We start from the raw sequence: 18,438 nt of genomic DNA, 5'->3' as shown, positions 1-18,438 counted from the left end.
CGACCCCCAGACTCCCGCCGGCGGCGCGCGGGGCGGCGGGGGGCGAGGCGGCCGCGGTGGCCGTGACCCGCGGGGCGGTGGCCGTGGGGTGTGGGCCGGTGGGGTGTGGACCCGTGACGGCGGCGCGGCCGCGGGCCGCCCACAGGCCGAGCGCGGCCAGCAGGATCAGCGCCGCCAGCCAGGCGACGTGCCGCAGCGGGTAGCCGCCGCAGGGCGTTCCGTACCGGCACAGCAGCGGCCCGTCGAGCGCGCGCAGATGGTCGAGGATCGTGAGGTGCAGGCCCGTGTCGTTCTCTGCGCCGGCGGCGCGCAGCCGCGTCAGCGGGCCGCCGTAGTGGAGGACGGCCTCCGCGCACCACTCGGCCCAGCCGGCCGCCGTGCCTGCGGCCACCGCGAGGGCGGGCGCGGGGCGCCCGCGGGCCAGGCCGTATGCGAGGAGCGGCAGGGCGAGCCAGGTGGCGTCCGTGGGCCGCACCAGCGCCGCCCCCGCGAACGCCAGCGCCGTGCCGGCGAGGGCGCCCCTGCCCCGGCCGGGCTCGTCACGGCCCCTCCAGGCGAGGCGGAACAGGCCGGTCCCGGCGACCGCGCCGTACGCGACCCAGGGGTTGGGCATCGCCTCGTTGCCGTAGAAGAGCGACAGCCACAGGCCGCCGAACAGCGCCGCGGCCAGCGGGACCGCCGGGCCGCCGCGCAGCCGGAGCCAGGGGAGGTGCGACGCGTACAGCGCCAGACCCGACAGCAGGCTCAGGTAGACGCGGATCGCGGTGACCGACGGGGTGAGCAGGGCCACCGGCGCGAGCAGCAGCGGGACCCCGCGTGCGCGCGGCGCGCTGAAGACGGCCGCCGGCACGCCGCGGGCGACCTGGCTCGCGTAGACGCTCTCGTCCCAGCCGAGCCCGATCCGCAGCGTCACCGTCAGCAGGACCGCGGTGTAGGCCGCCGCCACCGCGGCGAGCGCGAGGCGCGGCCCTCGGGAGGCGGCCGGCGAACGGGACGACGCGGAGACCCGGACACGCGCCGACTCGAAGACCCCCCGCACCATGCGGTCGAGGGTACGGAGCGTAAGGCCGGCGCGCCCCCGACTTCCGGTGAGAGCCGCGCTCGCCGTGGCCCGGCACCCGCATCCCTCGTCTTCGATATGGCGCTATCGGGACATCGGGCGCGGGTGGGCCGAGCCGCGACGGGGACCCCCCGGGGTCTGGCAGTCTGACCTGGTGACACCGCGAAGGAAGGCGCCCGCGGCTCCCGCCGGGCGGCCGGACGGCAGGCCGCTGCGCCGCCGGGTCCTCGGGGCCATGGTGGGCGTGGCCACCCTGGCCGTCACGCTGTTCGCGATCCCGCTCGGCGTCGCGATGGAGCGGCTCTACCACGACGACAGCGCGGCGGCCCTGGGCCGGGACGCCTCGTGGATCGCCGCCGTCGTGCCCGACGACGTGCTGAGCGGCCGGGTCCCCTCCGTGACGCTGCCCCGGGGGCTGCCGTCGCGGCTGGCGGTCGGCTTCTACGGCGGGGGCGGGCAGCGGATCGCCGGGCAGGGGCCGGCCCGCTCCGACGCGGCCACCGACGCCCTGGACGGCCAGGTGCACGAGGACATCGAGCACGGCTACCTCGTCGTGGCCGCCCCGATCCCCTCGGACGAGAAGCTCGCGGGCGTGGTCCGGGTGGCCCTGCCGTACGGGATGGTCCGCGCCCGCGTGGTCCGCGCGTGGATCCTGATGGCCGCGCTGGCCGTGACCGTGATCGGGCTGGCGGCGGCCTTCGCGCTGCGCCAGTCGGCCCGGCTGGCCGCGCCGCTGGAGGACCTCACGATGTCGGCCGAGGCGCTCGGGTCGGGCGACTTCTCCGTCCGCACCCCGCGCTCAGACGTCCGTGAGGCCAATGCGGTCGGGGTGGCCCTGGAGGCGACGGCCCGGCGGCTCGGGGACATGCTCGACCGGGAGCGGGCCTTCAACGCCGACGTGTCGCACCAGCTCCGCACGCCGCTCACCGGCATGCTGCTCGGCCTGGAGTCCGCGCTGGCCCGTCCCGACGCCGACTTGCGGGCCGCCATCGGCACGGCCGTCGAGCGGGGCGAGCGGCTGAGGACGACGATCGAGGACCTGGTCCGGCTCAGGCGGGGCGGCGGCGACGGGGAGCGGCTCGACGTGCGCGCCCTCGTGGAGGAGGCGGCGGCGCACGGGCGCGGCACGCTGACCGACGACGACCGCAGGGTCACCGTGAGCCTGCCGGCCGAGGTCCCCGAGGTGGTCGCGTCCGCCGCCGCCGTACGGCAGATCCTGCATGTGCTGCTGGACAACGCGGCCGTCCACGGCGCGGGCGACGTCGCCGTGGAGGTCTCCGACCTGGGCGACGGCGTGGCGATCGAGGTCAGCGACCAGGGGCCGGGCATCCCCGAGGGGCGCGACGTGTTCGCGGGGCCGTCCCACGACGGCCACGGCATCGGCCTGCCGCTGGCCCGGTCGCTGGCCGAGGCCGAGGGCGGCCGGCTGATCCTCCGCCGTCCCGCGCCGCCGGTGTTCAGCCTGCTGCTGCCCACGAGGTGAGCGGGCTCACAGGTCGGTCTCGTACCGGTAGCCGCGGCCGCGCAGGGTGGAGATGCGCCGGGGGTCCTCGCCGTGCTCGGTCAGCTTGCGGCGCAGCGCGAAGACGTGCACGTCGAGGGTCTTGGTGGGGCCGAACCAGTTGACGTCCCACACCTCCTCCATGAGCTGTTCGCGGGTGACGACCTGTCCGGCGCGGGTGACGAGGGCCGCGAGCAGGTCGAACTCCTTCGGCCGCAGGGGCAGCTCGTCCCCGGCGACGAACACCCGCCGCGCGGGCAGGTCGAGCCGGAGCCGCCCGACGGCCACGCTGCGCTCCTCCTGCGGCACCACGCGGCGGCGCAGGTGGGCCCGGAGCCTGGCCAGCAGCTCGGTCAGCCGGAACGGCTTGGTCAGGTAGTCGTCGGCGCCCGCGTCGAGCGCGACCACGACCTCGAACTCCTGGGTGCGCGCCGTCAGCACGACGATCACCGTGTGCGGCAGGGCCGACCTGAGCCGGCGGCACACCGCGACCCCGTCGACGTCGGGCAGCCCGAGGTCGAGCAGCACCAGGTCGGGCGGGGTCTCCTCGGCCAGGCGGACGGCCTGCTCGCCCGTGGTGGCCAGCCCCACCTCGTAGCCGTGGCCGGCCAGCGCCTCGGCGAGCTCAGAGCCGATCGCTGGATCGTCCTCAACGACCAGCACGCATGTCATGGACCCGATGGTAGGGCGGCCGCGCGTAGGGCCGGCGTCAAGCCCGCCGGCCGCTCCGGTCAGGCCCCGGGCGCGGCGAACGGACTGTCGCCGCGGGCGACCGCGTCGAGCATGCGGCCGGTGAGCTCCTGGGCGGCCTGGTGCAGGCCCGCGCCGAAGCTGATCCGGGCCACGCCCAGGGCGGCCAGCTCGGCGATGCTCGGCACGCCCGGCCGGAACAAGACGTTGACGGGCCCGATCTCCCGCACGAGCGCGCCGATCACCTTGGGGTCGCTCGCCAGGATCGGGTAGACGCAGTCGGCGCCGGCCTCCCGGTAGCGGCGGCCCCGGTCGGCCGCCTCCGCCAGCAGGTCCTCCGCCGGTCCCTCGCCCTGGAGGAACACGTCGACCCGGGCGTTGATCACCAGGTCGCCCCCGGCGTCGCGGGCGGCGGCGCGCACCGCGGCCAGGAAGTCGGCCTGCTCCGAGGGGTCGATCATCGCGCCGGTGGCGGGGTCGGAGTCCTCCAGGTTGCAGCCGACGGCGCCCGTCTCCAGCAGCCGCCCGACGAGCTCGGCCGGGGCGAGGCCGTAGCCGCGCTCGATGTCGGCGGTCACGGGGACCCCCACGACGCGGGTGATCCGGGCGACGGCCGCGAACATCTCGTCCGCCGGGGCCTCGTGCCCGTCGCCGTACCCCAGGACGGCGGCCACGGCCGCGCTCCCGGTGGCGACCGCGGGGAACCCGGCGGCCTCGACCGCACGGGCGGACGCCGCGTCCCACGCGTTGGGCAGCACGATCGGGCTGCCCTGGACATGGAGGTTCCGCAGTGCGGCCGCCCTCTCGACGATGCCGCTCGCCGCCGTGCCCATCGCGCCCCCAGATCCAGTGGTGTCCGTCACGCCCACCATACGAGGGCGCATCGGCGACCGGCATGCGGCCCGGTCCCTCCCATGGGGAATCAGGGGACGAGACCGGGGGTTGCAGGGGTTGAGTGCGGTGGTCCTGCTCACGGGCCCTCGGGTACGTTCGCTAGGCGCGCGTGCCGGGGGACGTGCGCGGGATCCGGCCCACAGCTCCCCGATGCCCTCCAGTCAGGAGACCTCGATGACGGCTACCGAGCCGGCCACCACGGCCGAGCGCCCCAAGGTGGACTTCTACTTCGACCCGATCTGCCCGTTCGCCTGGATCACCTCCCGCTGGATCCTGGAGGTGGAGAAGCAGCGCGACATCGACCTGCGGTTCCGGGTGATGAGCCTGTCGGTCCTGAACGAGAACAAGGAGGACCTGCCGGACTTCTACCGCGACCTGCTCGACAGGGGATGGGGGCCGGTCCGCGTGTGCATCGCCGCCGCGGAGAACCACGGCGAGGAGGTGCTGCGCGACCTGTACACGGCCCTCGGCACCCGCATCCACAACGAGCGCAACAAGGACTTCGCGGTCGTCGCCAAGGAGGCCCTGGCCGAGGTCGGGCTCCCCGTCGAGCTGGCGGAGGCCGCCACGAGCGACGCGTACGACGAGGCCCTGCGCAAGAGCCACCACGAGGGCATGGACCCGGTCGGCGAGGAGGTGGGCACCCCCACCATCCACATCGACGGCGTCGCGTTCTTCGGCCCGGTGCTGACGCACATCCCGCGCGGCGAGGAGGCTCTGCAGATCTTCGACGGCGCCCGCGCCCTCGCGAAGTACCCCTACTTCTTCGAGCTGAAGCGCACCCGCACCGGCGACCTCGACTTCAGCTGACCCGTCTCCCGCGGACCCGTGGAGCCGCGCGTGAACGGCGCGCGGTTCACGGGGCGGGCTCCTCGGGCGCGCGCCGCGGAAGCGTGCGTCCCGTGCTCTTGAACAGGGCGCGCGCCGTGGCCAGCGCCGGCGAACGGTCGTCCGTGCGCCAGACGAGGCTGATCGTGCGATGCAGCCCGGGCGGCGCGAGGCGCCGGATGCTGAGCGCGTTCTCCGACATCTCCGCCACCGTGCGCGGCACGAGCGCGAGCCCCATGCCGCCGCCCGCCAGCGCGCACGACATCCCGTAGTTCGCGGTCTCGTACGCGACGACCGGCGCGGGCAGCCCCTCCCGCCGGAACAGCGCCTCCAGCGCCTCGCGGTTGGCCAGCCCCCGCGAGCCGCTGATGAGGGGCCGCCCCGACAGCTCCCGCCACGGCAGCGGCTCGGCCGGGTCGGTGAGCGCGTGGCCGGGGGCCGCCACCAGCACCAGCTCCTCCACCAGCAGCGCCTCGACCGTGATCCCGGTCGGGAGCGGCACGGCGGGCTGGTGCTCGTACGTGTGCGTGAGCACCAGGTCGGCCTCGCCGGCCGCGACCGCGGGCAGCCCGGCCGGCGGCTCGTACTCCCGGATGTTCACCTGCACCCCCGCGTGGGCGCGGCGGAACGCGGCCAGGACCGGCGGCAACAGGTGGATGCCGGCCGTTGTGAAGGTCCCGATCGTGATGCGGCCGCCCGACAGCCCGGCGACCGCGGCCAGGCCGTGCCGGGCCCGTTCCAGCTCGTCGAGGACCCGCTGCGCGTGCCCGACGAGCAGCGCGCCCGCCGGCGTCAGCGTGACGCCGCGCCGGTGCCGGATCACCAGGGTCGTCCCCGCCTCCCGTTCCAGCTTGGCGATCTGCTGGGAGAGCGCGGGCGGCGTGTATCCCAGCCGGGCCGCCGCCCTGGTGATCGATCCGGCCTCCGCCACCGCCACCAGCGCCGCCAGGCGCGTCACATCGTGCATAAAGCAGTGCTTAACACTACTTCGCGAGATCCGACATACCTGGTCAACGCACGTCTGCCGCATCCTCGATCTCATCAGCCGGCGAGGGGCCGGCGACGGTGACCTGGAGGTAGCGATGCGGACGAACACTCACTCGGCCCGGCGGCTCGAGGTGTGCGTGATCGGGGCGGGCCCCCGCGGGATGTCGGTCCTGGAGCGGCTGTGCGCCGGCGCCCGCCGGGTCGAGCCGGGCCGCCGGATCCTGGTGCACGTGGTGGACCCGTTCCCGCCCGGCCCCGGCCAGGTGTGGCGGACCGGCCAGCCGGGGCAGCTGCTCATGAACACCGTCGCCTCGCAGGTGACGCTCTTCACCGATGCGAGCGTGGACATCCGCGGCCCGCTCGAGACCGGCCCCAGCCTGTACGAGTGGGCGCGGCACGTCGTCCTGCTCGGCGGGGTCGAGGGCCTCGACGAGCGGATGGTGGCGGAGGCCGGGGCGCTCGGTCCCGACACGTACCCGAGCAGGGCCTTCTACGGTCGCTACCTGCAGTGGGTGTTCGAGCGGATCGTGGCGGGGGCGCCCGGCCAGGTCGCGATCCAGGTCCACGGCACCCGCGCCGTCGCCCTCGACGACGTGCCAGGTACCGCCCTCCAGCGCGTCCGACTGGAGGACGGCACCATGCTCGGCGCGCTCGACGCGGTGGTCATGGCGCAGGGCCATCTGCCGGTCGAGCCCTCGGCGGCCGAGCGTGAGATGTCGGCCTTCGCCGGCGCCCACGGCCTCGTCTACGTCCCGCCGGCCAACCCCGCCGACGTGGACCTGTCCGGCGTCCTGCCCGGCGAGGCGGTGCTGCTGCGGGGGCTCGGGCTGAACTTCTTCGACCACATGGCTCTGCTGACCGTCGGACGGGGCGGCACGTTCGAGCGCAGGGACGGCCGGCTGGTCTACCGGCGGTCGGGGCGGGAGCCGATGCTGTACGCCGGGTCGCGGCGCGGCATCCCCTACCAGGCGCGCGGCGAGAACCAGAAGGGCGTCGAGGGCCGGCACACTCCGCTGCTGCTCACCCCCGACGTGCTGGCGGACCTCGCGAAGCGGTCGGCCGTCGAGGGCGGGCTCGACTTCCGCGCCGACCTGTGGCCGCTGATCGCCAAGGAGGTCGAGACCGTCTACTACGCCACCCTGCTGGCCACCCGCGAGTGCGCCTGCACGGTCGGCCGGTTCCGCCGGGCGTACCTCGCCCTCCCCTGGGGCGACCCGGGCGAGGCGACCGTGCTGGACGCCTTCGGCATCGGACGCGACGCGCGCTGGGACTGGGATCGGATCGCCGAGCCGTACCGGGGGATCGCCTTCTCCGGGCCGGCCGACTTCCGGGGGTGGCTCACGGCCTACCTGCGCACCGACCTGGCGGAGGCGCGGGCGGGCAACACCGACGGGCCGGTGAAGGCCGCCCTCGACGTGATGCGCGACCTGCGCAACGAGATCCGGCAGGTGGTCGACCACGGCGGCCTGACCGGGGAGTCCCATCGCGACGACCTCGACCGCTGGTACACGCCGCTTAACGCGTTCCTGTCCATCGGCCCGCCGGCCCACCGCGTGGAGCAGATGATCGCGCTGATCGAGGCCGGGGTGCTCACCGTGCTCGGTCCCGACGTCAGGATGCGCGCCGTGGACGGCGCCTTCGAGGCGGAGTCGGCCGCCGTGCCGGGGTCGCGGGTCCGCAGCCGGGTGCTGGTCGAGGCCCGGCTGCCCGAGATCGACCTGCGCCGCACGGCCGACCCGCTGCTGCGCCACCTCCTCGCGACCGGGCAGTGCCGCACGTACCGGATCGGCGGGGGCGGCGGCTACGAGACGGGCGGCCTCGCGGTCACCCCGCGGCCATACCACCTCGTCGACGCCGCCGGGCGCGCCCACCCGCGCAGGTTCGCCTACGGGGTGCCGACCGAGTCGGTGCACTGGGTGACGGCGGCGGGCGTCCGGCCGGGTGTGAACTCGGTGATCCTCGGCGACTCCGACGCGATCGCCCAGAGCGTCCTCGCCCTGCTGGACGGCCCCGGCCCGCAGCAGGTCAGCCGCCCCGCCGTCCGCCCGTCCGCCGTCCACCGCGCCCCGGCCGCCCCGCGCGCCGCCCGCGCCCTGACCATGAGCGCGAGGTGACGGCGATGGAGACCGCAGGGCTCGACGCGGGCCTGCTGTCCCCGGTGCGCGCGGGGAGCGCCGTCGAGCGGGCGACCGACGACGCGGCCTGGTTGCGGGCGCTGCTCGACGCGGAGGCCGCCCTGGTCCGGGCCCAGGCCCGGCTCGGCGTGGTTCCGATGGAGGCGGCCGGCATGATCGGCAAGGTGGCCGGCGAGGACGGCCTGGACCTGGTCTCCCTCGCCCGCCGGTCGAGGGAGACCGCCAACCCGGTGGTGGCGCTCGTGGAGGACCTCACCGCGGCGGTCGCGGCGGTGGACGCCGAGGCGGCCGAGTACGTCCACCGCGGCTCCACCAGCCAGGACATCATGGACACGGCCGCGATGCTGGTGGCCCACCGGGCCGTGGGGCTGATCCTGGCCGACCTCGGCCGGGCGGCGGCCGCGGTCGCCCGGCTCGCGGCGCGGCACCGCGACACCCTGATGCCCGGCCGGACGCTGACCCAGCAGGCCGTCCCCACGACGTTCGGGCTCAAGGCGGCCGGCTGGCTGCACGCCCTGCAGGAGGCGGAGGAGCGGCTGCGGCGGGTGCGGCTGAGCCTGCCGGCCGAGCTGGGCGGCGCCGCCGGAACGCTCGCCGGGTACGTGGAGTACGCCCGGATCGCGGCGGTGCCCGACCCGGAGTCGTACCCGGAACGGCTGATGGCGGCCTTCGCGGCCGAGGTCGGCCTGGCCGAGCCGGTGGTGCCGTGGCACGTGCTGCGCGTCCCGCTGGCCGACCTGGCGGCGGCGCTGACCGTGACCTCGGGGGTCCTCGGGAAGATCGCGGTGGACGTGCAGTCGCTGTCGCGGACCGAGGTGGCGGAGGTGGCCGAGCCCGCGGCTCCCGGCCGGGGCGTCTCGTCGGCCATGCCGCACAAACGCAACCCGGTCCTCGCCACGCTGGTCCGCTCGGCGGCGCTGCAGGTCCCGATGCTCGCCGCGACGCTCCACCAGTGCATGGCGGCCGAGGACGAGCGGCCCGCGGGCGCCTGGCACGCCGAGTGGCAGCCGCTGCGCGAGTGCCTGCGCCTAGTCGGCGGCGCCGCGGCCGTGACGGCCGAGCTGACCGAGGGGCTCACCGCCTTCCCCGAGCGCATGCGGGCCAACCTCGAACTGACCGGCAGCCTCATGGTCACCGAGAGGGCGGCCGCCGTGCTGGCGCCCGCGCTCGGCAAGGTCGCCGCCAAGCGCCTGCTCGCGCGGGCGTCGGCGGCCGCCGCCGCGACGGGGCGGCCGGTGGCCGAGGTCCTGGCGGAGAAGCCCGAGGCGTCGGTCTGCCTCACCCCCGCTGAACTGGCCGGTCTGTTCGACCCCGCCGCGTACACGGGGGCCGCCGGGATCCTCGTGGACCGCGTCCTACGCTGGTACGAGGCGGACGGACAGTGAGGGAGTCCCATGTCAGTCGCACCACTCGGGGTCGAGCACCCGATCATCCAGGCGCCGATGGCCGGGGGCGGGTCGACCCCCGCCCTGGCCGCGGCCGTGTCCTCCGCGGGGGGCCTCGGGTTCCTGGCCGCCGGCTACCGTACGGCGGCCGACGTTCGGGACGAGATCGCCGCGGTGCGCGAGCGGACGGACCGGCCGTTCGGCGTCAGCGTCTTCGTCCCGGGCCCCGAGACCGCCGATGACGCGGCGGTCGCGCTTTACCGCAAGGAGCTCTCCGGGGAGGCCGAGCGTTACGGCCTGACCCTCCCGGAGTCCCCGGCGTGGGACGACGACGCGTGGGACGCCAAGGTCGAGCTGCTGGTCGCGGAGCGCGTGCCGGTCGCCGGATTCACCTTCGGCTGCCCGCCTCCCGAGGTCGCGGCCCGCCTGCGCGAGGTGGGCAGCGTGGTCTTGGTCATGGTGAACACGCCCTGGGAGGCCGAGGCCGCCGCCGAGGCGGGCGCGGACGTGATCTGCGTCCAGGGCCCGGGCGCCGGCGGCCACCAGACGGCCTTCCTCCCGCCCCCGCCCTCCTGGGCGCCGCCCGCCGCCCTGACCGACCTCGTCGCGCAGGTGCGGCGGGTCGTGGACGTCCCCCTCGTCGCGGCCGGCGGGCTCATGGACGGCGCGGACATCGCGGCCGTCCTCGACGCGGGCGCGGTCGCCGGGCAGCTCGGCACGGCCTTCCTCCGCACGCCCGAGAGCGGGGCGCACCCGGTGCACAAGGCCGCCCTCGCCGACCCGCACTTCACCGGGACCGCCTTCACCACGGCCTTCTCCGGCCGTACGGCCCGGGGCCTGGCCAACCGGTTCATGGCCGAGCACGAGGCCGGGGCGCCCCGGTGCTATCCGCAGGTCCACCACCTGACGAAGGGGCTGCGCCGCGCGGCGGCCGCCCAGGGCGACCCGGAGGCCATGGCGCTGTGGGCCGGCGACGGGTACCGGCGCGGCCGGGAGTTGCCCGCCGCCCGCCTCGTCGAGGTCCTGGTCGAGGAGATCGCGGCCGCCCGCCGCTAGACCGCCGGTCCGGGCGCCGCGGGCGTCTCCCGCCTCGCCTCGTCGAGGACCGCGAGCAGGCGGGCCGCGGCCGGATGACCGGTCAGAGTCTCCCGTACGGACTCCCACGAGGGAGGGGCGGGCCAGGGGTCGGCCCCCGTGGGGTCGGCGAGCCCGAGGACGGCGCAGGCCAGCAGGTGCTCGCCCGGCGGATGCGCGCCCTCGAGGGTGGGGATCACCGTGCGCGGCGCGACGACGTTGGTGCCGGGCAGGGCCTCGACGAGCCGCCCGTTCCTCGCGCCGGTCAGGTCCTCGACCAGGACGGCGCCCGCGGGCGCCGCGACGCGGGCGCATCCCGCACCGGCTTCGGCCCCGAGGAAGGGCGCGTCGCGGTCCACCGCGAAACCGCCCTCGGCGGAGCGGAGGCTCCGCCCGGTGACGAGCCGGTGCACCCGGACGTGCCACGGCGGGAGGGCGAGGAGCCACGTCTCGACCTCGACGTCCGGCCAGGGGGTCCAGCGGCACCGCAGCAGGCCGTCCCGCGCGCCGGCGTCGGCCGGCACCTCGCACGGCAGCCAGTGGACGCCGTCCTCGCTCAGCGCGAGCGTCCCGTCCGCCGCCGCCTGCTCCAGGCCCCACGAGCCGCTCGGCACGCTGAACCCGAACGCCGTCGAGTACGCGAACTTGGCGTACTTGGCCGCGCCGTGCCGTACCCACGTGTGGTGCTGCCCGGCGCTGAGCATGACGACGTGCCGGCCCTCCTCGCAGCGCATGAGCGCGACCCCGGCCTCGGGCTGCGTGGAGACCTCGCCGAGTGGGGGCGCCTCCCGCTCGGGGGCGGTCCAGAACGGATGGCCGGGCGGCAGCGCCAGCGGCAGGAACGACTTGAGCGCCCAGTACGGCGACCCGGGCGCGTTGTACTGCTCCGCGAGCAGCGGCTGCTCGTAGCCGTACCCGATCGTGAGGAGCCCGGACGGACCGGTGATCGGCCGCCGCAGCCACCACCGGAGATGGCGCATCAGGTGGCCCTTGACCACCCCCCACGGCAGCGCCTCGACGCCGGCGAAGGCGAGCGCGCCCCAGAACGCCCCCTGCGCGAAGCGGTACGTCATGCTCCGCCCGAACGGCACGGCCGCGCCGTCGGCGGCGAACCAGTGCCGGAAGTCGAGCGCGAAGGCCGCCGCCCGTTCCCGCAGGCGCTCGGCCCGGGCGCCGCCGGGGCCGAGGGCCGCGTGGATGAGGCCGTAGTAGTGCATCGCGAACGGGACGTAGTAGTCCCGCTGGGCGTCCGGGCCGTCGCCGTACCAGCCGCGCCCGAGGGAGAACGACTCCAGCCGGTCGAGCCTGGCCTCGATCGGGACGCGGTCGTGGGCCACGCCGACCCGGCCCAGGCCGAGCGAGACCATGACCGGGAAGAACTGCCAGTTGTTGTCCACCGGCTCCGCGTCGAGGGCGGTCCGCAGCCACGCGGCGACCGCGTCCCGCTCGCGGCCGGTGAGCGGGTCCCACACGTGCTCGGGGGCGACGGCGAGGGCCAGCCCGATCGCGGCCGACTCCACCAGGCGCTGGTCCACGTCCGTGACGGGACCCCAGTGGCCGTCGTGGTCCGGGTCCGTCCCGGCGGCCAGGCCGCGGCGCCACACCTCCCAGTGCTCGAACGCCCCGCCCCCGGCGGCGAGCGGCGCGAGCCCCCACAGCGGGCGGGCGAACGTCTCCAGCGCGGCCGCCGCGTCCCCGTAGTGGGCGGCGTTGCCGCCGATCCGGGGGCGGGCGCCGCCGGCCCGCACGTGGGGGGCCAGCGGGTCGACCAGCGCGCGGACCAGGGCGCGCATGCCGTCCCGGTCGTGCGGCGGGGTCGCCCCCGGCCTGTCCATGCGGTCGCTCTCCCGCCGCTCGGGGGCCCCGGACGCAGTGCGAGACGACAATAATCCAAGAGTCGAAAAAAGTGCAGTGGGATGTGAAACGCATCGGTAACCCGGGTGTGGCACTCTCTCAAGTGGGGGACGGCCCGATCAGGAACTTGTTTCCGGCCCTGAACTAACGCGGCCGTCGACACACGGGGAGGTAGGTCATGGCGAGGCCCGAACGCAGGACGGTACGCGACGTCCGGAGGGGCAACAGGGCCATGCTGCTGCGCGAGCTCTACTTCTCGGGGCCCGCCAGCCGCAACGACCTGACCCGCCTCACCGGGCTGAGCGCGGCCACGGTCAGCACGATGACCGGCGACCTGCTGGGCGACGGCATCGTCGTCGAGGCCGGCCAGGTCGAGTCCGACGGCGGCCGCCCGCGCGTGCTGCTGCGGGTCAACCCCGAGTACGGCTTCGCGATCGGCGTCGACGTGGCCGAGACGCACGTCCGCGTGGGGCTGTTCGACCTGGGGATGACCGAGCTGGCCAAGGTCGACTACGCGCTGCGCCCCGTCCGCCACGACCCCGAGCTGGTCGCCCGGCACGTGCTCGCCGGGATCGACGTCGTGCTCTCCGACGCCGGCGTCGCCCCCGAGCAGGTGCTCGGCGTGGGGGTGGGCGTCCCCGGGATCGTCGAGCCCGGTCCGGACGGCCTCATCCACGCCAAGACGTTCGGCTGGGACGGCGTGCCCCTTGGAGCGCTCCTGCGCGAGGGCACCTCGCTGCCGCTGTTCGTGGACAACGGCGCCAAGGCGATGGGCCAGGCCGAGCTGTGGTTCGGGTCGGGCCGGGGCGCCTCCGACGCGGTGATCGTGCTGCTCGGCACGGGCGTGGGGGCCACGATCGTGGCCGACGGCACCGCGTTCCGCGGGACGAGCAGCAGCGCCGGCGAGTGGGGCCACACGACCGTCGTGGCCGGTGGGCGGCCCTGCCGCTGCGGTGCCCGTGGCTGCCTGGAGGCGTACATCGGGGCCGAGGCCATCCTGGAGCGGGCCGGGGCGCCGATCCAGTCGGACTGGCAGGAGGAGCTGGGCCGCCTGCTCGCGGAGCGTTCCCCCGTGATCGACGAGACCGTCGTCTACCTGGGCGTCGGCCTGGCCACCCTGGTGAACCTGCTCAACCCGCAGCGCATCGTGATCGGCGGCTGGGTCGGCACGATGCTCGGCCAGACCCTGCTGCTCGACATCCGCCGGGCCACCGCGGAGAACGCGCTGGCCGAGCCGTACGCCGCGACCTCGATCGTGCTGGGCCGCCTCGGGCCGGACGTCGTCGCGCTGGGCGCGGCCACGCTGGTCCTGGAGGAGTTCCTCAACGCCCCCCAGGTCGCCCGCATCACCGCGGCCGGCTGACGCCGCCTCCGCGCGCCGGCCGTCTCAGGGCGGGCCGGCGCGCGTGACGGCGGGTTGACTTCCCCGGCGCGCTCCCGTGTCAGGCCGGGCGGACGGGACGGCCCAGCTCACACCGACGACGACCCCTGCCGGAGGCGGGATCCCCGTGCCGGACGGGGATGTCGCGTGTGTCGCCGCATATTTCTAATTGTGAAACAAGTATTGACATAAGCCTTGAGCCAGACGCACTCTCTTCCCGCTGGGCCTCTTCCAGCCCACCGTCACCCCCCACGACGGGCTCCGTACTCAGGAGGAGTCATGCGTCACTCTCCACGCCCACGGCGCAAACGCCTGGGCCTGATCGTCACCGGCCTCGCCGCGGCCTCCACGTTCGTGGCCGTCGCCGGCGTGTCCGGATCCGCCTACAGCGCGTCCGCCGCGACGTGCGGCACGACGAACGTCGCGCAGGGCCGTCCCTCCTCGGCGTCCTCGACCGAGAACGGCGGCACCCCGGCCTCGGCCGCGTTCGACGGCAGCACCTCGACCCGGTGGTCGAGCGCGTTCAGCGACCCCCAGTGGGTGCAGGTCGACCTCGGCAGCTCCCAGCAGATCTGCAAGGTGGTCCTGAACTGGGAGACCGCCCGCGCGCAGACGTTCAAGATCCAGGTCTCGCCCGACGGCTCGTCCTGGTCGGACGCGACCGCGACGCTCACCGGCGTCGCCGGGACGCAGTCGCTGGACCTGACGGCGACCGGCCGCTACGTCCGCATGTACGGCCTGACCCGCGCCACCCAGTACGGCTACTCGCTCTGGGAGTTCGGGGTCAACGTCGTGACCGACACCGGCGGGGGGACCCTCCCCGGCGGCGGCGACCTCGGGTCGAACGTGAAGGTCTTCGACCCGTCGATGTCGAGCGCGAGCATCCAGAGCACGCTCGACACGATCTTCCACCAGCAGGAGTCGAACCAGTTCGGCAGCCAGCGGTACGAGCTGCTGTTCAAGCCGGGCACCTACAGCGGCCTCAACGCCCAGATCGGCTTCTACACCTCGATCGCCGGCCTCGGCCAGTCGCCCGACAACGTCACGATCAACGGTGACATCACCGTCGACGCCGGCTGGTTCGGCGGCAACGCCACCCAGAACTTCTGGCGCTCCGCCGAGAACCTGGCCGTCGTCCCCGTGAACGGCACCGACCGCTGGGCCGTCGCCCAGGCCGCGCCGTTCCGCCGGATCCACGTCCGCGGCGGGCTCAACCTCGCCCCGAACGGGTACGGCTGGGCCAGCGGCGGCTACATCGCCGACAGCAAGATCGACGGCACCGTCGGCCCGTACTCCCAGCAGCAGTGGTTCACCCGCGACAGCCAGATCGGCGGCTGGACCAACGGCGTGTGGAACATGGTGTTCTCCGGAGTCGTGGGCGCTCCCGCGCAGAGCTTCCCCAACCCGCCGTACACCACGCTCCCGACCAGCCCGGTGACCCGGGAGAAGCCGTACCTGTACGTGGACTCCGGCGGCGCCTACCGCGTCTTCGTCCCGTCGCTGCGCACCAATTCCAGCGGCGTGACCTGGGCCAACGGGGCCACCCCCGGCTCGTCGATCCCGCTGAGCCAGTTCTACGTGGCCAAGCCGAGCGACAGCGCGGCGACGCTGAACCAGGCGCTGAGCCAGGGCCTGAACCTGCTGTTCACCCCGGGCATCTACCACATCAACCAGACGATCAACGTGACGCGGGCCGACACCGTGGTCCTCGGCCTCGGCTACGCCACGCTGATCCCGGACAACGGCGTCGTCCCGATGAGCGTCGCCGACGTCGACGGCGTCAAGATCGCGAGCCTGCTGTTCGACGCCGGCCCGGTGAACTCGCCGGTGCTGCTGAGGGTCGGTCCCGACGGCGCGACGGCGAGCCACGCGTCCAACCCGCCCTCCATCCAGGACGTGTTCTTCCGGATCGGCGGCGCCGCGGCTGGTCAGGCGACCACCAGCCTGGTCGTGAACAGCAACAACACGCTCATCGACCACATCTGGGCGTGGCGGGCCGACCACGGCACGGGCGTCGGATGGAACACCAACCCCGCCGACACCGGCCTCATCGTGAACGGCAACAACGTCACGGCGTACGGCCTGTTCGTCGAGCACTACAAGAAGTACGAGGTGGTCTGGAACGGCCAGGGCGGCAAGACCGTCTTCCTGCAGAACGAGATGCCGTACGACCCGCCCAACCAGTCGTCGTGGATGAACGGCTCCACCCGCGGCTACGCGGCCTACAAGGTGGGGAGCAACGTCACCAGCCATGAGGCCTGGGGCCTGGGCAGCTACTGCAACTTCACCGCCGACCCCTCGATCGTGGCCGACCACGCCTTCGAGAGCCCGACGGCGTCGGGCGTGAAGTTCCACGACCTGCTCACCGTGTCCCTCGGCGGCAAGGGCACGATCGCCCACGTCATCAACACCACGGGTGGCGCGGCCCAGGGCACCGCCACCACCCCGGTCAACGTCGTCAGCTACCCCTGACCCGGCCGGGAACCGGAACCCCGGCGCGCGGCGGAGACACACTCCCGCCGCGCGCCGGCGCGTCTCCCGGACCTCCGCTCAGCGGACCGCGGGGTCCGCGGCCAGCCCGGCCGGCGCCTCCTCGGCCAGGTCGAGGGCCGCGCCGGGGACCGGCCGCGCGCGGCCGGGGATGGCGAGGACGACGAGCGCGGCCAGCACGGCGACGCCCGCGCCGATGACGAGGCCGACGCGGAAGCCGCTCTCCGAGGGGATCGTGACCGGCCCGAGCCGGGTGGTCATGTGGGCCAGGACCACGCCCATCACGGCGCTCGCGGTCGAGGTGCCGATCGAGCGCATCAGGCTGTTCAGGCCGTTGGCCGCGGCGCCCTCCGAGATCGGCGCGGCCGACATGATGAGCGCCGGCATGGCGGCGTACGCGAGGCCCACGCCCGCGCTGATCACGCTCGAGAAGATCAGCACGCCCCAGACGCCGCCCATCAGCGCCAGGCCCAGGGCGTAGCCGCAGGCGATCACCAGCGCGCCGACGAACAGCGAGACCTTCGGCCCGCGCGCACCGGAGAGCCGGGCGGCGAACGGGGACACGGCCATCATCATCAGGCCTGCGGGGGCCATCCAGAGCCCCGCCTGGAGCATCGACTGGCCCAGGCCGTAGCCGGTCACCACGGGGAGCTGCAGCAGCTGCGGGGTCACGAGCGACATCGCGTACATGGCGAAGCCGATGACGACGGAGGCCAGGTTCGTCATCAGGATCGGACGGCGCGCGCTGGTGCGCAGGTCCACGAGCGGGGCCGGGTGGCGCAGCTCCCACGCGCCCCACAGCAGCAGGACGACGAGGGACGCGGCGAACAGGCCGAGCGTCCCCCCGCTGCCCCATCCCCAGTCGCCGCCCTTCGAGATCGGCAGCAGCAGGCAGATCAGTCCGGCGGACAGGCCGAGCGCGCCGACGACGTCGAAGCGCCCGCCCGCCCGTACGGACGACTCGGGCACCAGCCAGACGATCAGCGCGGCGGCGATGAGCCCGAGGGCGCCGGAGCCCCAGAACAGCGCGTGCCAGTCGGCCTTCTCCGCGACGGCCGCCGACGCGGGCAGGCCGAGCGCGCCGCCGACGCCCAATGACGAGCTCATGATGGCCATGGCGGAGCCCAGGCGGGCGGGCGGCACCACGTCGCGCATGATGCTGATCCCCAGGGGGATCACGCCCATGCCGAAGCCCTGCAGCGCCCGGCCGACGACCATCGGCGCCAGCGAGTTCGCGGGCGCGCACACCAGCGAGCCGATGACCAGCATCGCCGCGCTCACCACGAGCAGGCGCCGCTTGCCGTACAGGTCGCCGAGCCGTCCGATCACCGGCGTGGCCACGGCGGCGGCGAGCAGGGTCGCGGTGATGGCCCACGAGGCGTTCGCGGCCGACGTGTGCAGCAACTGGGGGAGGTCGGGGATCAACGGGACGACCAGCGTCTGCATCACGGAGACCGTGATGCCCGCTCCGGCCAGCACGCCCACGACCGCACCGGTGCGGTGCGCCGGGGGAGAAGTGCTCATGATGTCTCCAGTCGGCACTCGGAGTGCCTGCTCGGGGTGACGTGCCCGTGCACGCGGTGTGCAGCATACATATGCTGTGCATCATGCATATTTCGGGGGGCGGGACATCGAGGCCGGGAAGGACGCGGGCATGGAGCAGGAGATCGCGGAGATCGAGCGTGAGCTGAGGCTCATCGGGCGGCATGTGGCCATGGGCGCCTTCTCGGAGACGTGCGACCGGGGCCCGCACCTGGAGCGCAGCGCCTACCTGCTGCTCAGCAGGATCGAGATCGAGGGCCCTATGTCGATCGGGCAGCTCGCCGAGGCGTTCGGGCTCGACACCTCGACCGTCAACCGCCAGACGGCCGCCCTGCTGCGGGCCGGGACGGCCGAGCGCATCCCCGACCCGGACGGCGGCATGGCGCGCAAGCTGCGCATCACTCCGGAGGGCCTGCGGCGCCTGCACGCCGACCGCACGTGGGCGACCGAGGGGCTCGGCGTCGTGCTGGACGACTGGAGCCCGGCCGAACTGGCCGAGCTGGCCCGCGTGCTCACCCGGTTCAACAGGGCCGTCGAGAGCCGGGAGGGCCGTCCGTGGCCCCGGCCCGGCGTGGCCGCGCCCGCCCCGGACCTGCCCGCCCGCGCCTGATCATCCC

13 protein-coding genes and 1 pseudogene are annotated in these 18,438 nt (G+C 74.7%); 8 read left to right on the top strand and 6 right to left on the bottom strand.

Going from position 1 to position 18,438, the window contains the following annotated elements; all coding sequences use genetic code 11:
* Positions 1 to 1,042, bottom strand: a pseudogene (locus MPTA5024_RS42105) (hypothetical protein); the annotation flags it as partial.
* Between the two features lie 172 nt (positions 1,043 to 1,214).
* On the opposite strand from MPTA5024_RS42105, the gene MPTA5024_RS13705 reads away from it, so the two are divergent.
* Positions 1,215 to 2,543 (top strand): sensor histidine kinase, encoded by a 1,329-nt coding sequence (locus MPTA5024_RS13705; RefSeq protein WP_232326458.1) that lies wholly within the window; start codon positions 1,215 to 1,217, stop codon positions 2,541 to 2,543.
* A gap of 6 nt (positions 2,544 to 2,549) precedes the next feature.
* On the opposite strand, the gene MPTA5024_RS13700 is transcribed toward MPTA5024_RS13705, so the two are convergent.
* Together MPTA5024_RS13700 and MPTA5024_RS13695 are read right to left on the bottom strand one after the other, a co-directional pair.
* Positions 2,550 to 3,233 (bottom strand): response regulator transcription factor, encoded by a 684-nt coding sequence (locus tag MPTA5024_RS13700; RefSeq protein ID WP_036324326.1) that lies wholly within the window; start codon positions 3,231 to 3,233, stop codon positions 2,550 to 2,552.
* Positions 3,234 to 3,292: 59 nt separating this feature from the next.
* Positions 3,293 to 4,114, bottom strand: a complete 822-nt coding sequence (locus MPTA5024_RS13695; protein ID WP_232326457.1) for an isocitrate lyase/PEP mutase family protein — start codon at positions 4,112 to 4,114, stop codon at positions 3,293 to 3,295.
* Between the two features lie 205 nt (positions 4,115 to 4,319).
* Between MPTA5024_RS13695 and MPTA5024_RS13690 the strand changes: the two genes are divergently transcribed.
* The gene (locus MPTA5024_RS13690) at positions 4,320 to 4,955 is read left to right on the top strand and encodes a mycothiol-dependent nitroreductase Rv2466c family protein (protein WP_036324323.1); all 636 of its coding nucleotides are present in this window, start codon (positions 4,320 to 4,322) and stop codon (positions 4,953 to 4,955) included.
* A gap of 46 nt (positions 4,956 to 5,001) precedes the next feature.
* On the opposite strand, the gene MPTA5024_RS13685 is transcribed toward MPTA5024_RS13690, so the two are convergent.
* On the bottom strand, positions 5,002 to 5,940 hold the full coding sequence (locus tag MPTA5024_RS13685) for a LysR family transcriptional regulator (RefSeq protein ID WP_036324322.1): 939 nt from the start codon (positions 5,938 to 5,940) through the stop codon (positions 5,002 to 5,004).
* Between the two features lie 115 nt (positions 5,941 to 6,055).
* Here MPTA5024_RS13685 and MPTA5024_RS13680 point away from each other — a divergent pair, with 115 nt between their 5' ends.
* Genes MPTA5024_RS13680 through MPTA5024_RS13670 form a run of 3 tightly spaced genes read left to right on the top strand, consistent with a single transcriptional unit; the run spans position 6,056 to position 10,536 of the window.
* On the top strand, positions 6,056 to 8,074 hold the full coding sequence (locus MPTA5024_RS13680; RefSeq protein WP_063794690.1) for an FAD/NAD(P)-binding protein: 2,019 nt from the start codon (positions 6,056 to 6,058) through the stop codon (positions 8,072 to 8,074).
* Positions 8,075 to 8,079: 5 nt separating this feature from the next.
* Positions 8,080 to 9,480, top strand: a complete 1,401-nt coding sequence (gene pcaB / locus MPTA5024_RS13675; RefSeq protein WP_051458414.1) for a 3-carboxy-cis,cis-muconate cycloisomerase — start codon at positions 8,080 to 8,082, stop codon at positions 9,478 to 9,480.
* A gap of 9 nt (positions 9,481 to 9,489) precedes the next feature.
* Positions 9,490 to 10,536 (top strand): nitronate monooxygenase, encoded by a 1,047-nt coding sequence (locus tag MPTA5024_RS13670; RefSeq protein ID WP_036324321.1) that lies wholly within the window; start codon positions 9,490 to 9,492, stop codon positions 10,534 to 10,536.
* Here MPTA5024_RS13670 and MPTA5024_RS13665 read toward each other — a convergent pair.
* Positions 10,533 to 12,389, bottom strand: a complete 1,857-nt coding sequence (locus tag MPTA5024_RS13665) for a DUF2264 domain-containing protein (RefSeq protein WP_232326456.1) — start codon at positions 12,387 to 12,389, stop codon at positions 10,533 to 10,535. The two genes, MPTA5024_RS13670 and MPTA5024_RS13665, sit on opposite strands and share 4 nt — an antisense overlap.
* A 197-nt stretch (positions 12,390 to 12,586) precedes the next feature.
* Between MPTA5024_RS13665 and MPTA5024_RS13660 the strand changes: the two genes are divergently transcribed.
* Both MPTA5024_RS13660 and MPTA5024_RS13655 read left to right on the top strand, forming a co-directional pair.
* On the top strand, positions 12,587 to 13,771 hold the full coding sequence (locus MPTA5024_RS13660; RefSeq protein ID WP_036324320.1) for an ROK family transcriptional regulator: 1,185 nt from the start codon (positions 12,587 to 12,589) through the stop codon (positions 13,769 to 13,771).
* 297 nt (positions 13,772 to 14,068) lie between these two features.
* Positions 14,069 to 16,261 (top strand): discoidin domain-containing protein, encoded by a 2,193-nt coding sequence (locus MPTA5024_RS13655; protein ID WP_036324318.1) that lies wholly within the window; start codon positions 14,069 to 14,071, stop codon positions 16,259 to 16,261.
* Between the two features lie 78 nt (positions 16,262 to 16,339).
* Here MPTA5024_RS13655 and MPTA5024_RS13650 read toward each other — a convergent pair whose 3' ends face one another.
* Positions 16,340 to 17,803, bottom strand: a complete 1,464-nt coding sequence (locus tag MPTA5024_RS13650; protein WP_036324316.1) for an MFS transporter — start codon at positions 17,801 to 17,803, stop codon at positions 16,340 to 16,342.
* A gap of 130 nt (positions 17,804 to 17,933) precedes the next feature.
* Here MPTA5024_RS13650 and MPTA5024_RS13645 point away from each other — a divergent pair, with 130 nt between their 5' ends.
* The gene (locus MPTA5024_RS13645) at positions 17,934 to 18,431 is read left to right on the top strand and encodes a MarR family winged helix-turn-helix transcriptional regulator (protein ID WP_036324315.1); all 498 of its coding nucleotides are present in this window, start codon (positions 17,934 to 17,936) and stop codon (positions 18,429 to 18,431) included.
* Positions 18,432 to 18,438 lie beyond the last annotated feature (7 nt).

Origin of the sequence: Microbispora sp. ATCC PTA-5024 (assembly GCF_000511135.2) — a bacterium.
Lineage (GTDB): Bacteria > Actinomycetota > Actinomycetes > Streptosporangiales > Streptosporangiaceae > Microbispora > Microbispora corallina.
The sequence above is the reverse complement of the archived record's forward strand: the minus strand, read 5'-3'. Positions and strand labels throughout refer to the sequence as shown.

Excerpts from the sequence above, each read along its gene's own strand:
- MPTA5024_RS13650 (WP_036324316.1), bottom strand. The coding sequence starts at position 17,803 with ATGAGCACTTCTCCCCCGGCGCACCGCACCGGTGCGGTCGTGGGCGTG.
- MPTA5024_RS13690 (WP_036324323.1), top strand. The coding sequence starts at position 4,320 with ATGACGGCTACCGAGCCGGCCACCACGGCCGAGCGCCCCAAGGTGGAC.
- MPTA5024_RS13660 (WP_036324320.1), top strand. The coding sequence starts at position 12,587 with ATGGCGAGGCCCGAACGCAGGACGGTACGCGACGTCCGGAGGGGCAAC.
- MPTA5024_RS13685 (WP_036324322.1), bottom strand. The coding sequence starts at position 5,940 with ATGCACGATGTGACGCGCCTGGCGGCGCTGGTGGCGGTGGCGGAGGCC.
- MPTA5024_RS13645 (WP_036324315.1), top strand. The coding sequence starts at position 17,934 with ATGGAGCAGGAGATCGCGGAGATCGAGCGTGAGCTGAGGCTCATCGGG.
- MPTA5024_RS13670 (WP_036324321.1), top strand. The coding sequence starts at position 9,490 with ATGTCAGTCGCACCACTCGGGGTCGAGCACCCGATCATCCAGGCGCCG.
- MPTA5024_RS13665 (WP_232326456.1), bottom strand. The coding sequence starts at position 12,389 with ATGGACAGGCCGGGGGCGACCCCGCCGCACGACCGGGACGGCATGCGC.
- MPTA5024_RS13700 (WP_036324326.1), bottom strand. The coding sequence starts at position 3,233 with ATGACATGCGTGCTGGTCGTTGAGGACGATCCAGCGATCGGCTCTGAG.
- MPTA5024_RS13680 (WP_063794690.1), top strand. The coding sequence starts at position 6,056 with ATGCGGACGAACACTCACTCGGCCCGGCGGCTCGAGGTGTGCGTGATC.
- pcaB (WP_051458414.1), top strand. The coding sequence starts at position 8,080 with ATGGAGACCGCAGGGCTCGACGCGGGCCTGCTGTCCCCGGTGCGCGCG.
- MPTA5024_RS13655 (WP_036324318.1), top strand. The coding sequence starts at position 14,069 with ATGCGTCACTCTCCACGCCCACGGCGCAAACGCCTGGGCCTGATCGTC.